The following is a 14367-nucleotide window of genomic DNA, read 5'->3' as shown; positions in this document are numbered from 1 at the left end:
TCAAAAAATAACAACCAATATACTTTTATTAGAGTCAAATTTTTAATATTTGACTCTAATAATTCTGAAACCTTAAAGCATATCCTGAAACAAAATAACCAGACAAGAAATGCAGCAAATTTTTAATTTCATTATAAGAAACAGTAATCGGTTACTGTTTTTGCTGCTTTTAGGTATTTCGTTGACTCTTACAATTCAATCGCATTCCTATCATAGAAGCAGAGTAATCAGTTCGGCTAATTTTTTAAGCGGAGGTGTTTATGAGAGAATCAACCGTGTAAACGAATATTTGAATTTAAGAGCTGAAAATGACGAGCTTGTACTTGAAAACGCAAGGTTAAAAAGTCTTTTATTTAATAAAGAAGACACTACAAAGGCACCTTTTCCAGACAGCATTAGAGGAGTTAAACCTGCCGATATCATAGTTTCAAAAGTAATTCACAACTCTTACAATACACACGAAAACTTTATCACACTTAACTCAGGAAAAAAGGAAGGAGTTAAACAAGATATGGGGGTTATAAATAGTTTAGGTATTATTGGAGTTGTAGATAATACTTCGGCAAATTACTCGACTGTGGTAAGTATTTTGAATATGAAATCACAGATTAATGCTAAAATAAAAAAATCAAATCACTTTGGTTCTTTAACCTGGGATGGAAAAAGCACAGGATTTGTTCAATTAGAAGATGTTCCTAGATTAGCTTCAATTAGAAAAGGCGACACTATTGTTACCGGAGGACAATCTGTAATTTTCCCTGAAGGAATAAACATTGGAACTGTAGACAAAATTTACATTAAAAAGAACACAAGTTACTATGTCATAAACGTTAAGTTATTTAATGATATGACCAACTTAGGACACGTATATATTATTAAAAGTAAGGACAGAGAAGAACTTATTAATTTAGAAAAGAAAAGCAAAGAAAAAGATGAGTAGTGCTTTGTTGGTAAATATTTTTCGATTCATTATGCTGCTGGCAATTCAGGTTGTTATTTTTAACAACATGAATTTTTTAGGCTACATAAGTCCTTTCCCATATATCTTATATATTATTTTATATCCGGTAAACAGTAATCGAGCTGGACTCATTGTTTCGAGTTTTCTATTAGGATTAGTTATGGATATGTTTTGCAACTCAGGTGGAATTCACGCAACAGCCTGCGTTATATTAGCATATTACAGACCTTATTTCTTTAAATTTTCATTTGGATTAAGTTATGAATATCAAACTATCAAACTAAATGAATCTTTAACTCCTGAGCGGTTCTCATTTATATTAGTATCTGTCCTGCTGCATCACATCGTACTTTTTACGCTGGAAGCTTTTCAGTTTAAGTTCATAATAGATATTTTACTAAGAACTCTGTTTAGCACCATTTTTACAATAATCACTTCAATTATAATAATTTACATTATTAAGCCCAATAAACGATGAGAAAAGTTCTGCTGCCCTCTTTAATTATTATTGCAGCATCTTTGCTAGTGATTCGGATCTTTTATCTGCAGATTATTGACGATTCATTCAAATTGAAATCAGAAAATAATGCAATTAAAAAAGTCTATGACTATCCTGAACGCGGTTATATTTATGACCGAAATGGTAAATTATTAGTTGCCAATCAGGCTTCATATGATATCATGGTTATTCCAAGAGAAATTGGAAAAGATATAAACATTGAAGAATTTTGCGCATTGTTAAATATCACTCGTGAAGAATATGACAAAAGAATTGCAAAGGCAAAAGTTTACAGCCCAAGACTTCCATCTGTTTTCTTATCGCAGTTAAACAAAAATGAATTTGCTGCTTTTCAGGAAAAAATCAGAAAGTATGAAGGTTTCTATTTCCAAAAACGTTCTCTTCGCGATTACGAGGTAGATTATGGCGCTAATATTTTTGGCTTTATTACTCAGGTAAACGAAAACTTAATTAAAAAAAATCCATATTATAACAGTGGAGATTTAATTGGACAGCAAGGTGTAGAGCAAAGCTATGAAGAAATTTTACGCGGTGTAAAAGGTGTAAAATACATTCAAAAAGACAAATACAACCGAGAAATCGGCCCATATAAAGAAGGAAAATACGATACGATCGCCGTTGCCGGAGAAGATATCAACCTAACCATTGATGCCGAACTTCAAAAATACGGTGAGGAGTTAATGATTAATAAACGAGGCGGAATTGTTGCTATCGAACCTAAAACGGGTGAAATTCTGGCATTAGTAACCGCACCATCTTATGATCCGGGGATTTTGGTTGGAAGACAAAAATCTAAAAACTATACGCTTTTATATCACGATTCGATTGCAAAACCTTTATACGACAGAGGACTTTTAGCCGAGTATCCTCCAGGTTCTCCATTTAAAATTTTGACTGGTCTTGTTGCTCTTCAAGAAGGTGTTATTAATGAACAGACTACTTTTATGTGTCACCACGGATTTAGTTATGGAGGCGGTCGTTTCATGAAATGCCACGGTTTTGGACCTCATCAATTGCATAACGGAATTTACAATTCTTGTAACACTTATTTTGGTCAGGCATACATGCTGACTATCAATAAGTATAAAGATCCGGGACAAGCTGTTGATGTTTGGAGCAGCCACGTAAAAAGTTTCGGTTTAGGTCAATTTATGGGATATGATTTACCAATCGGTAGAAGAGGAAATATTCCAACATCAAAAACATACAAAAAAATCTATCCTAACGGAGGATGGAGAAGTTCAACCATTGTATCGAATGCAATTGGTCAGGGAGAGGTTTTAATGACCCCTATTCAATTAGCCAACATGATGGCAACAGTAGCTAATCAGGGTTATTATTATACACCTCACATCATTAAGAAAATTGAGGGCGAAAAAATTGATGAAAAGTTCACTACAAAACACGTGACTACAATTGATCAAAAGTATTTTCCTCCGGTTATCAGCGGTTTATTTGATGTTTATAACAAAGGTACTGCTTACGCTCTTAGAGTAGAGGGAATTGATATTTGCGGAAAAACAGGAACTGCCGAAAATTATGCTAAAATAAATGGTAAAAGAGAAAAACTTAAAGACCACTCTATATTTGTTGCGTTCGCACCAAAAGACAATCCAAAAATTGCTATTGCGGTTATGATTGAAAATGGAGGTTTTGGAGCAACAGTTGCAGGTCCGATAGCCAGTTTAATGATCGAAAAATACTTGCGACACAAAATTACCAGAACAGATCTTGAAGTAAGAGTATTAAATAAAAGTTTAGTTTCTGAATATGCTAAGTTAGGCGGAATAAGCGAAGCTCTTAAAATTGAGTCTGTACCAAAAGATTCTGTTTTACAGGCAAAAATCATAAAACCAAAAGCACCCGTTACAACGGCACCAGCAACTGAAGTAAAAAAAACAGCGGTAGACACCACTAAGAAAAACTAACAAAGATTATTTCAAATGAAAAATCAAAGTGTAAAAAATAATATTGACTGGATAAGTGTCTTTATCTACATTGCGCTGGTAGTATTAGGGTGGCTGAATATTTACTCATCATCATTATTATCAACTGATGGAACCTATCAAAAACAATTAATTTTTATTGGATGTACAATTCCATTAATTTTTGTTGTGCTTTTTGTTGATGGAAAATTTTATGAAAAATATGCCAGTATAATTTTTGGTGTTGCTCTTTTATCTTTGGCCGGTTTGTTTTTATTTGGTAAAACAATTGCAGGTCAGCGATGCTGGTACGCAATTGGAAGTTTTACACTTCAGCCTTCTGAGTTTGCAAAAGCTGCTACTTCATTGGCGTTAGCCAAATATTTAAGTGATACACAAATTAACCTAAAAGAAACCAACAGGCAAATACAAGCACTAGCAATTGTCTTTCTGCCTGTGATGCTTATTTTACCTCAGCCCGATCCTGGAAGTGCTTTAATTTACAGTGTTTTCATTTTGGTTTTATTTAGAGAAGGACTGCCATCATGGTATGTGTGGACTGGTTTTATTACTATTTTATTATTTGTATTAACCCTGATATTAGAACCTTATGTAGTAATCTTAATAGCACTTGGCGTATTAATTATTATACATTTTAAAGGCAGGGCTGTTGACAGAAATATTCTTTTAAGTGCCATTTTACTAGCACTTATTTCGGGATTTGTTCTTTCTGTAGATTATGTTTTTGACAACGTTTTTAAACAACACCACAGAGACCGTTTTAATATCCTTCTTGGAAAAACGGTTGATATGAAAGGTATTGGATACAATACGAATCAATCTGAAATTGCTATTGGATCTGGAGGATGGATTGGGAAAGGATTTTTAGAAGGAACACAAACCAAAGGAGGTTTCGTTCCTGAACAACATACCGACTATATCTTTACAACTGTTGGAGAAGAGTGGGGATTTGCCGGTTCATTAGTTGTTATTTTACTTTTTACAGGTTTATTTTTAAGAGTAATTTATTTAGCTGAAAGGCAAAAAACCAAATTCAGCCGGGTTTACGGTTACTGTGTTGCCGGAATTTTATTTATACACTTCTTTGTAAATATTGCCATGGTAATTGGAATTTTCCCAACAATTGGAGTGCCTCTGCCCTTCTTTTCTTATGGAGGTTCCGGACTTTGGGGATTCACTATTTTGCTGTTTATCTTCTTAAAAATGGATGCGAATAAAGTAAATGAATGGTAAGGGACTTTAAATTCCGAATTCCAACTATATAAATAATTTAAAAAAGCTTTGATTCAGATTTTTAAAAAACTGAGTTGAAGCTTTTCTCTTTTTTTATTATTCTGCATTTCAAACTCAATGTATTTCATAAATATTGCCAGCAGTTGAAACCGCCGAGACATCTATTAAACCAAAATTCAAACCTTAGACAATAGACATAAAAAAAGTCCGAAGTTTAGAACTTCGGACTTTTTAGCTTTTTATAGTAAATTATATTTTTTCAACTGGTTTCTTCTTTAAAAGTTTTAAAAGAACCGGGAAAGTTGATATAATAACAATTATAATAATGATATATTCTATGTGGTGTTTTAGATCAATTCCTTGTTTTAAGAACACTCCGTATAAATAATGTCCGGCAAAAATTAAGATAAATGACCACAAGAAAGAACTCAGGATATTGAAAAACATAAATTTCTTTTTGTCCATTGAAACAATCCCTGCAATAATTGGAGCGAAAGTTCTAAAGATTGGAAGGAAACGCGCGTATATAATTGCTTTTCCGCCATATTTTTCAAAGAAATCTTTTGACTGTAAAAGATATTTTTTCTTAAACCAAAATGTGTCTTCTTTTTTAAATAAGTAATAACCGCTTTTTGCTCCAAACCAGTAGCCTGTCATATTTCCTAAAACTCCCATAATAGCAACAGCAGTCGAAAGCAAAAACACATTTATAAAATCACCTGGGATATAAACTACATTTTGAATTAAATCGCGGCTGTAAATACCAGCTAAGAAAAGCAAACTATCTCCTGGTAGAAAAAAACCTGCAAAAAGTCCTGTTTCTGCAAAAACAATAAACAGAACAATAAACAGCCCAATTTCAAAACCTCCGATACTTAAAGTTATGTAAAATTCAGGGTTTATTAACTGGGTCCAATCAAACTTAGTCATAAATGTATTTGGTTTATTTATAAGTTCGTGAAATTAACAATAATTTGCTTTAACCACAATTAAAAGCCATATTTTAAAGATAAATTAACTATTAAAAAAGCCCGAGTTCGTAACTCGGGCTTAAAAAATTATTTTTCTCTTTCGTACTTACAGCAAGAATGCAAATTTTCATAATCGGCATCTGTTGCTTTAGCATCTTTAGTATCATGCCCTGCCTTTGCAATTGCCAGATTTAAATCTTTTGGCGAAGATTTCTCTTCATTTAAAATTACAGCCAATTGATGCGAGCTGATATCCCAAGATGCTGTTTTTACACCCGGAACACCATATGCAGCTTTCTCTATACGCTTTTTACATTGTTCACAGTTACCGTTTACTTCAGTAGTATATTTTAAATTTTTATTCTTTTTGGTTTGAGCCTGAGCCGAAAATCCTAAAAAAGTAATCATCGCGATTAAAATCAAATTTTTCATTTGTCTATATATTTAGTGTTATAAATTTATTATTGATATTGTTATTGATATTGTTATTGATATTGTTATTGATATTGATCCGTTATTTTATCTTAAATCGTAATCCTGCATAATACATCTGCCCAAAAATTGGCGCATATGCTACAGAGGCATCAAAATTTGGCCCAAAAGGATCATTTGCCCCAAGTATTGCTTTTTGCTGTTTATAATTTCCAATGTTTTCTCCGCCTGCATATACTTCAAAAACAGGTGAAAAAACTCTTGTTACCTGTGCATTCATAACAGCATAAGAAGGTGAAAAATCAGGAAACTGATCTTCTGCCGGATTCGAAGCTGTATAAGGCAATTGCTGTTTTCCCGACCAGTTAAAAGTATAATCAAACTTCCATTGTTTATCGTTTTTTAAAGTCGTTTCATATTCTAAATTTCCAAGAAAACGATGTTTTGCCTGAAGCGGACGCTGAAAAGTTCCTCTTAAATAATCAGTCTGGATGTCGTAATATTTATAAGCTGTTCTTAAATTTAAATTATGAATAAGTTCATAATTAAACTCAAACTGAAGACTGTTTGCGAAAGAACTTCCTTTTAAATTATAAAACAAAACATCCTGCGGACTCTGCATTATATCAACAATCGCCTGATTTTGAAAATCGGTTCTGTATAGATCAAATCCTGCTTCGGCATTTTTATTGAAAATTTTAAATTTCTGCGAAAAACTGATTCCGTAATTCCATGCAATTTCAGGATTTAAGCCGTAGATTTTTCCATTCTTATCCAAAATTGAGAACGTTCTAGAACTTGCAAAAAGCTGTTGGTTTTCTGCAAAAATATTAGCCGAACGTTTTCCTCTTCCGGCAGAAAAACGAAGTACTCCATTTTTCCATGGATTGTACCGCACATGTAAACGCGGTGTCGCAAAAAAGCCTAATCGGTTATGGTTATCGACTCTTCCGCCTAAAATAATACTGAAATTATCTGTATTGTCATAAGTATATTCAAAAAACGCACCAACCGAATTATCGATTCGGCTGTAATCATCAGCATTCACAAATTCCTGATATTGATCGTATGAAAAGTTCAAACCCGTTGTGAACTTATGCATTGTATTATTGATAATAGAATTGAAAATTAAATTAGAATAAAAACTATTCTGTTTAATATCATATAAATTCAAACCAAAATACGAATCTTGTTTATGACTGTTAAAAGCGTTTTGAAAGCCAATACTTTGATAAGGCATATCTTTAAAAACGTAACCAATTTTTGTTGAAACATCAAAACGCTCTGTATTAATTTCAGATCCCCAATGATTTGTTGTACCACGGTCACGGTCTTTATCAAAATCAACTTCTCCGGTTTGTTTTTTATCATTCATATATCTGAAATTGATAAAACTTACCAAACCGCTTTCCGGATCATAATATTGATAACGGTTTAAAACGTTTATTTGTTTTCCCAGCGGATTATCCAAAAATCCATCATGGTTCATGTCATTTTTTGCCACACGCGCATTTCCATGTACAAACAAACTTGTTGCCCATTTATCAGACAGTTTTTTATTGAAATGGGTATTCAGCTCAAATCTGGAATCGGTAGAACCATAGGCATTTAGAAAAAATGGAATATCACTTAATGGTTTTAAAAGCTCGGTATTTATTTGTCCCGAAATACTTTCGTAGCCATTAATAACACTTCCGGCACCTTTTGTAATCTGTACACTTTCGATCCAGGTTCCAGGCGTAAAAGACAAACCATAAGCCTGAGATGCGCCGCGAACCGAAGGAATATTTTCCTCGGTAATCATTAAATACGGACTTGTCAGCCCAAGCATTTTAATTTGCTTTGTTCCTGTTAAAGCATCAGAAAAATTAACATCAATTGATGGATTTGTTTCGAAGCTTTCTGCCAGATTACAACAAGCGGCTTTTAAAAGTTCTTTACTGGTAATTAGAGATGTATTTGAAGTAAGCGTATAAGATTTTTTAATTCCTTTTTGCTTTTTTGTGATTTTTACTTCCTCTAAATCTTCCTGAGAAAACACAGAAATCGAAAGCAAAAACACCACAAAAAGCATGATATTTTTTTGCATAAAAAAAGATTTTAATAGTATTTAGAAATGACATTTAAAGTTTCGAAACTTAGAAACTTTAAACAATAAATTGCAAGCCATGCAAAGACAGCTTGATTCTAAATATTAAAATCAGGAATAAAAAATGTATTGATTGTATAACTTGAAGAGCGGGGGTGCATTCGCATCAGAATAATACGAAATGATTTGATTGTTTTTGAAATTTGGAACAGACAAAAACGCAATTGGCTTGTATTCCTGAATTACAGCAGGAAAGGCTAATTGAAAAAAGAAAATCTTAAAAGTTGCATCATCTGATTTTTTTTCAAGATGAACAACTTTGTCTTTACAACAAGAGGATTTTCCTTCTTTATCGCCGCAGCATTTTTTTTCAGGAGACGCCGAGACAGAAGTATTTAAAGAAACCGAGGCTATTTTTCCGCCGCAATAATGTACATCAAAAGCAAATCCTGTGTTGGAAACCAACAGGAGGAAAGCTAAAAACAGGACTGTACATTTCTTTATACTCATACGGCAAAAATACCTAAAATGGTTTGAATAAAAATCTAATAAAATGTTATTTTTTTAAATTTTGAAATTGATAATAAAATGCAGGAATAAATAAAAGCACAAATATAGGCTGGATTATAAAACGTCGGACATAAAAAAGAAGCCAGCTGTTTTCAGGAAAATATCTTAGAATTATAAAAAACATTATAAAAAGTATTAATCCAAAAAAGAGGTATAAAAAAGCACTGAAATTTAGAATTCCTTTGTCCTTAAAAAGTGTGTAAATTAAAACAAGTGACAGGATTGTGTTAAGCGCAAAACGAAACAGCAGATTATAAAAGAGCTTAAACAAATCAACATCCGGCAATGGCAGACCTTTGAAAGTAGATTCAAAATACACCAAAAAGGGATCATAAAACAATGATTTTTCAAAAGCTCTAATTAAGCCAAAACAGAAGATAATAATTATGGAGATAAAAATTTTCTTCTTTTGCTCTACTATTCTATTTAGCATATTTTGAAAATTTATTAACCCATAAAACCCATAAAATAAATACAGACCCGTAAATAATCAGCGGAAATAAAACCCCGTGTAAAAGATGTGATTTTTCAGGATAATGAAATAACAAAACGGTTAGCAATGCTATACGAGCTACATTTAAAATGTATATAAACACTATTCCGAACAAAATATAAAGCAGCGTAACTTTTAACTTACCCGAAAAAGCGAGTACAAATGAAATAAATAAAATAATAACGCTTACGGCATTACAGCCTTCAACTATGCGAACACCATATTTATTATTAAACCAAACTTCTAACCATGGAGAAGCAAAACCCTGCTGAACTTTAATATCATAATTGAACATCAAAAGCAGCTGCTCTACATTATGACCAACCCAATTAGTTACCGCATCTACTTCATCTGGCCTAAGGCTGTTTAAATAAAATTTATATACAACCGTAAGGATTATATAAGCAGCAAAAAAAGTACCTATAAAAATTAAAAACGGCTTGAATTGAACTAGATATTTTCTCAACAGATTTTTTTTTCAAATTTATGTATTTTTTGAGTTTAGCTTTAAATACTTTTGTATAAAATTTTCAAATCATGACATTTCAAGAATTACAACCAAAAATAAGCGCTATAATATCTGACAATAATAAAGTTAGAGACGAAAAACTATTAGCTGTCTGCCAGCTTTTAAATGAAAATGTAGAATATTACAACTGGGTAGGATTTTATTTTGCCAACCACGAAAACAAAACACTTCATTTAGGTCCTTATGTGGGTGCCGAAACTGATCATAGTGTTATTCCTTTCGGAAAAGGAATCTGTGGTCAGGTTGCAGAAAGCAATGCAAATTTTGTAGTGCCAGACGTAAAAGCTCAAGACAATTATATTGCCTGCAGTTTAACCGTTAAATCTGAAATCGTTGTTCCTTTATTTGTAAATGGAGTAAACATTGGGCAAATTGATATTGACAGCCATGTTATCGACCCTTTTACAGAAGCTGACGAAAGATTTTTAGAATTTGTGAATCAAGAAGTTGCTAAATTATTCTAGAAGAACTATTTTTAAGATAAAAAAATAGAACTGAATGAAAAGAAACATCTTTATCTTTTTGCTTCTGATACTTTCAGTTAATCTGTCTGCACAAATTAGCATGATGTCTAAAAAGATTTTTTTAGACTCATTAAATCGTGAATGCACACCCGATAATTACAGTTATACAAGAGTAATTACAAATTATTCTCAAAAAAGCATACGCTATGTTGTAACAGATTTTTATAAAAACGGTCGAAAAAAAATGACAGGTGCTACTCTAGATCGTGATATTTTGAAGAAAGACGGCGAGTTTATTTGTTATTATAAAAACGGAGCAAAAGAATCTGTTATTAATTATACTGACGACCATAAAAACGGCAAAGAGATTACATGGTATGAAAATCAGAGTAAAAAGTGCGAAAAACAGAACCTTTGGGATTCTAAAACAAAAAAGCAGCAGACCTTGATTCTTAATTGCTGGGATGAAAACAAAAACCAGACTGTAACAGATGGAAACGGTGAGTTTGAAGAAACAGATAAATTCATAACACAAAAAGGCATTATTAAAGACGGATTAAAACAAGGTTCTTGGGAAGGAAGCGATAGTTTGAGAAAAATCACATTTGTTGACAATTACGATAAAGGAATCCTTATCTCTGGCGTAAGTACAGATGAAAACAACATACAATTGACTTATTCGTCTTTAAACGAGAAACAAAACGGGAAAAAAGCCCAAAAATTGAAGTAATTATATCAAAATCTGCTTTGTTTTTTATAGAAAAAGACACATCTAAATCATTAAAAAAGAATTTCTTAGGTCTTATTTTTAGATTCTTTTATTTTTTTTTGATTTTTCTGTTTTTTTAATCTAATTTTGCACCCGTCTTACAAAAGTTGTATGACATACATAAAAATCATTAAAACAATATTGGAATGTATTTAACTAAAGAAAAGAAAGAAGAAATCTTCGCACAACACGGTGATGCAAAAAACACTGGTAAAGCTGAAGGTCAAATCGCATTGTTCACTTACAGAATTTCTCACTTAACTGAACACTTGAAAAAAAATCGTCACGATTACAACACTGAGCGTTCTCTTGTACTATTAGTAGGTAAAAGAAGAGCTTTGTTGGACTACTTGAAAAAGAAAGATATCAACAGATATCGTGAGATTATCAAAGTATTGAATATCAGAAAATAATCAATATAGAAAAGAGGTGCGAAAGTGCCTCTTTTTGTTTTTACATTACAGCTGTTTATAACAAGCACTTTACAAGAAAAAAAGTTTGGTTTTTCATTGGGTTTTAGATAACAACAACTACACACAACAACAACTACAACACAACTAAAACCCATTGTATAATCAAAAAGGAAAAATTTATGATTCCACAAGTTTCACAAGAAATTATCGATTTAGGAGATGGAAGAAGCATCTCAATCGAGACTGGTAAATTAGCAAAACAAGCCGATGGTTCAGTTGTTGTACGTTTAGGAAACTGTATGCTATTAGCAACTGCAGTTTCTGCAAGAACATCTAACCCAGGTGTTGACTTTTTACCATTAACGGTAGATTACCGTGAAAAATTTGCTGCTGCAGGACGTTTCCCAGGAGGATTTTTCAAAAGAGAAGCCAGACCTAGCGACAGCGAAGTATTAACAATGAGATTAGTTGACCGTGTTTTACGTCCGCTTTTCCCAGACGATTACCACGCCGAAACTCAGGTTATGATTCAATTAATGTCTCATGATGACAATGTTATGCCAGATGCATTAGCCGGTTTAGCAGCATCTGCAGCATTAGCAGTTTCAGACATTCCATTTTACAACTTAATCTCTGAAGTACGTGTTGCACGTATCGACGGAAAATTAGTAATCAACCCAAGCAGAACTGAATTAGAAAAATCGGACATCGATATGATGATCGGTGCTTCTCTGGATTCTGTTGCAATGGTTGAAGGTGAGATGAAAGAAATCTCAGAAGCTGAAATGATCGAGGCTATCAAATTTGCACACGAAGCTATTAAAGTTCAAATTCATGCTCAGCAAAAATTAAGAGCAAAACTTAGCTCTCAAGAATACAGAACTTATGAAGGTGAAGTTGAAGACGAAGCTGTTTATGCTAAAGTAAAAGCTGCTGCTTACGATAAATGTTATGCAATTGCACAAGAAGCTTCTGGAAAAGCAGAAAGAGGTGAAAAATTTGCAGCTGTAAAAGAAGAAGCAAAAGCTTTGTTTACAGAAGAAGAATATGCTGAAAATGCAGATCTTGCAGGTTTAGTTGGAAAATATTTCTACAAAACAAACAAGGAAGCAGTTCGTAACGTAATTCTTGAAAAAGGAATTCGTTTAGATGGTAGAAAAACTACAGAAATCAGACCAATCTGGTGTGAAACTGATTACTTACCATCTGTACACGGTTCTTCTTTATTTACACGTGGAGAAACTCAGGCTTTGGCTACAGTAACTTTAGGAACTTCTAGAGAAGCTAACCAAATCGACTCTCCATCTGAACAAGGTGAAGAAAAATTCTACTTACACTATAACTTCCCTCCTTTCTCTACTGGTGAAGCAAAACCATTAAGAGGAACTTCAAGAAGAGAAGTTGGTCACGGTAACTTAGCTCAAAGAGCTTTAAAAAATATGATTCCTGCAGATTGTCCTTATACAATTCGTGTTGTTTCTGAGGTTTTAGAATCTAACGGTTCTTCTTCTATGGCAACAGTTTGTGCTGGAACAATGGCTTTGATGGATGCTGGAGTTCAAATGGTAAAACCGGTTTCTGGTATTGCTATGGGATTAATTACTGACGGTGAGAAATTTGCTGTATTGTCTGATATCTTAGGAGACGAAGATCACTTAGGAGATATGGACTTTAAAGTAACAGGAACTGCTGACGGTATCACAGCTTGTCAAATGGACATCAAAATTGATGGTTTACGTTATGACATCATGGAACAAGCTTTAGCTCAGGCTCGTGATGGACGTTTACACATTTTAGGTAAATTAACTGAAACTATCGCAGCGCCAAGAGCAGATGTTAAAGCTCATGCACCAAAAATTATTACCAGAACTATTCCTGGAAACTTCATTGGAGCATTAATTGGACCTGGTGGAAAAGTAATTCAGGAATTACAAAAAGCTACAGGAACTACTATCGTAATTAACGAAGTTGATGAGCAAGGTGTGGTTGAAATCTTAGGAACTGATCCAGAAGGTATCAAAACTGTATTAGCTAAAATTGATGCATTAACTTTCAAACCGCAGGTTGGAGAAGCTTACGAAGTAAAAGTAATTAAGATGCTTGATTTTGGAGCTGTTGTAGAATATACTGCTGCACCAGGAAACGAGGTATTGCTTCACGTGTCTGAATTAGCTTGGGAACGTACTGAGAACGTTGCTGATGTAGTTAAAATGGGAGATATTTTCGAAGTAAAATACTTAGGAGTTGACCCTAAAACTAAAAAAGAAAAAGTGTCTAAAAAAGCACTTGTTCCAAGACCTCCGCGTGAGGATAAAAAAGAGTAATCAGATCTTAGTTTACTAAAGGTTTATTCATAGAAAACCCCAGCTCATGCATTTGAGTTGGGGTTTTTCGTTTTCCAAATCATAGCGTAATCTTAATATTACACATTCTTTGATAAAGAAAATGTAAAAATTGTAAAAAAACAGGATGAAACTTACATTTTTTTAAAGAAATGAAATATCTTTAGACCTCCAAAAATAAAATTATTAACCCTAAAAACCTTATCTATGGACTTAACACGTTACAAAGTTATCCAAAACACCAAAATCAACAGTAAAGCATTTGTTTTTAAAGACACTAAACATCTTCAGCATCCCCTTCCTCCTTTAGCTTCAGTTGAAAACTTCATCAGCCCTGGAGGTCTGCCAACATTAAAAATCAGAGTTACTTTATATATAAACTCAGAATTCGTTCAAAAACCAATCGTATCAGTTCCTACTTTAAAAGATTCTTCACTTGAAGTTTTCTTTGATTATGACTATACCGAAGATACACCCGAAACTTGTGATGTTTGGTATATCGAAATAGATTACTACTCTACAGACGTAACTCAGGTAAAAAATGTTATCACTTATCTTAGAAATGTTGATCCTGAAACCTCTAGAGGAACCAGAACAGGAGTTGACGAATAAGACCTATAACTAAAAAACATCAT

15 protein-coding genes are annotated in these 14367 nt (G+C 33.1%); 9 read left to right on the top strand and 6 right to left on the bottom strand.

Annotated features, from left to right (window positions below; genetic code table 11):
* The first annotated feature begins 109 nt into the window (after positions 1–109).
* From mreC to rodA, 4 genes are read left to right on the top strand one after another with little or no spacing between them, the layout of a single operon-like run.
* Positions 110–940, top strand: coding sequence for a rod shape-determining protein MreC (gene mreC, locus ACTJIW_RS05315; protein WP_012023536.1), 831 nt, complete (start codon positions 110–112; stop codon positions 938–940).
* Positions 933–1439: a hypothetical protein gene (locus tag ACTJIW_RS05310; RefSeq protein WP_012023535.1), complete on the top strand. Its 507-nt coding sequence runs from the start codon at positions 933–935 to the stop codon at positions 1437–1439. Before mreC ends, ACTJIW_RS05310 begins: the two co-directional genes overlap by 8 nt.
* Entirely contained in the window at positions 1436–3409 is a 1974-nt protein-coding gene (mrdA, locus tag ACTJIW_RS05305) for a penicillin-binding protein 2 (protein WP_012023534.1), read from the top strand. The genes ACTJIW_RS05310 and mrdA overlap by 4 nt, the downstream gene beginning before the upstream one ends.
* A gap of 15 nt (positions 3410–3424) precedes the next feature.
* Positions 3425–4660 carry a rod shape-determining protein RodA gene (gene rodA, locus ACTJIW_RS05300; RefSeq protein ID WP_121362474.1) on the top strand — a complete coding sequence of 412 codons (1236 nt, stop codon included), beginning with the start codon at positions 3425–3427 and terminating at the stop codon, positions 4658–4660.
* A gap of 249 nt (positions 4661–4909) precedes the next feature.
* Here the strand turns inward: rodA and ACTJIW_RS05295 are convergent, their stop codons facing one another.
* The 6 genes from ACTJIW_RS05295 to xrtF form a co-directional block, all read right to left on the bottom strand.
* Entirely contained in the window at positions 4910–5590 is a 681-nt protein-coding gene (locus ACTJIW_RS05295) for a DedA family protein (RefSeq protein ID WP_012023532.1), read from the bottom strand.
* Between the two features lie 128 nt (positions 5591–5718).
* Positions 5719–6063: a heavy-metal-associated domain-containing protein gene (locus ACTJIW_RS05290; protein ID WP_012023531.1), complete on the bottom strand. Its 345-nt coding sequence runs from the start codon at positions 6061–6063 to the stop codon at positions 5719–5721.
* 82 nt (positions 6064–6145) lie between these two features.
* On the bottom strand, positions 6146–8152 hold the full coding sequence (locus ACTJIW_RS05285) for a TonB-dependent receptor plug domain-containing protein (protein WP_121362475.1): 2007 nt from the start codon (positions 8150–8152) through the stop codon (positions 6146–6148).
* Between the two features lie 111 nt (positions 8153–8263).
* Positions 8264–8662 (bottom strand): HYC_CC_PP family protein, encoded by a 399-nt coding sequence (locus tag ACTJIW_RS05280; protein ID WP_121362476.1) that lies wholly within the window; start codon positions 8660–8662, stop codon positions 8264–8266.
* A gap of 46 nt (positions 8663–8708) precedes the next feature.
* Complete coding sequence (locus tag ACTJIW_RS05275; RefSeq protein WP_012023528.1) at positions 8709–9155, bottom strand: exosortase F system-associated membrane protein; 447 nt, start codon at positions 9153–9155, stop codon at positions 8709–8711.
* A complete protein-coding gene (gene xrtF / locus ACTJIW_RS05270) occupies positions 9145–9681 on the bottom strand; it encodes an exosortase family protein XrtF (RefSeq protein ID WP_121362477.1) in 537 nt (178 codons plus the stop codon). Before xrtF ends, ACTJIW_RS05275 begins: the two co-directional genes overlap by 11 nt.
* Positions 9682–9752: 71 nt before the next feature.
* Between xrtF and ACTJIW_RS05265 the strand changes: the two genes are divergently transcribed.
* From ACTJIW_RS05265 to ACTJIW_RS05245, 5 genes are all read left to right on the top strand, one after another.
* Positions 9753–10208: a GAF domain-containing protein gene (locus ACTJIW_RS05265; RefSeq protein WP_440714577.1), complete on the top strand. Its 456-nt coding sequence runs from the start codon at positions 9753–9755 to the stop codon at positions 10206–10208.
* Between the two features lie 34 nt (positions 10209–10242).
* Complete coding sequence (locus ACTJIW_RS05260) at positions 10243–10938, top strand: hypothetical protein (protein ID WP_073408026.1); 696 nt, start codon at positions 10243–10245, stop codon at positions 10936–10938.
* Positions 10939–11123: 185 nt separating this feature from the next.
* Positions 11124–11390: a 30S ribosomal protein S15 gene (gene rpsO / locus ACTJIW_RS05255; RefSeq protein ID WP_012023524.1), complete on the top strand. Its 267-nt coding sequence runs from the start codon at positions 11124–11126 to the stop codon at positions 11388–11390.
* A gap of 179 nt (positions 11391–11569) precedes the next feature.
* The gene (locus ACTJIW_RS05250) at positions 11570–13714 is read left to right on the top strand and encodes a polyribonucleotide nucleotidyltransferase (RefSeq protein ID WP_274252219.1); all 2145 of its coding nucleotides are present in this window, start codon (positions 11570–11572) and stop codon (positions 13712–13714) included.
* 225 nt (positions 13715–13939) lie between these two features.
* Positions 13940–14344: a hypothetical protein gene (locus ACTJIW_RS05245; RefSeq protein WP_274252218.1), complete on the top strand. Its 405-nt coding sequence runs from the start codon at positions 13940–13942 to the stop codon at positions 14342–14344.
* Positions 14345–14367: the final 23 nt, after the last annotated feature.

It is taken from the genome of Flavobacterium sp. 22659, from assembly GCF_052044235.1.
Classification (GTDB): Bacteria; Bacteroidota; Bacteroidia; order Flavobacteriales; family Flavobacteriaceae; genus Flavobacterium; species Flavobacterium johnsoniae.
This window is presented reverse-complemented; position numbering and strand designations above follow the sequence as displayed.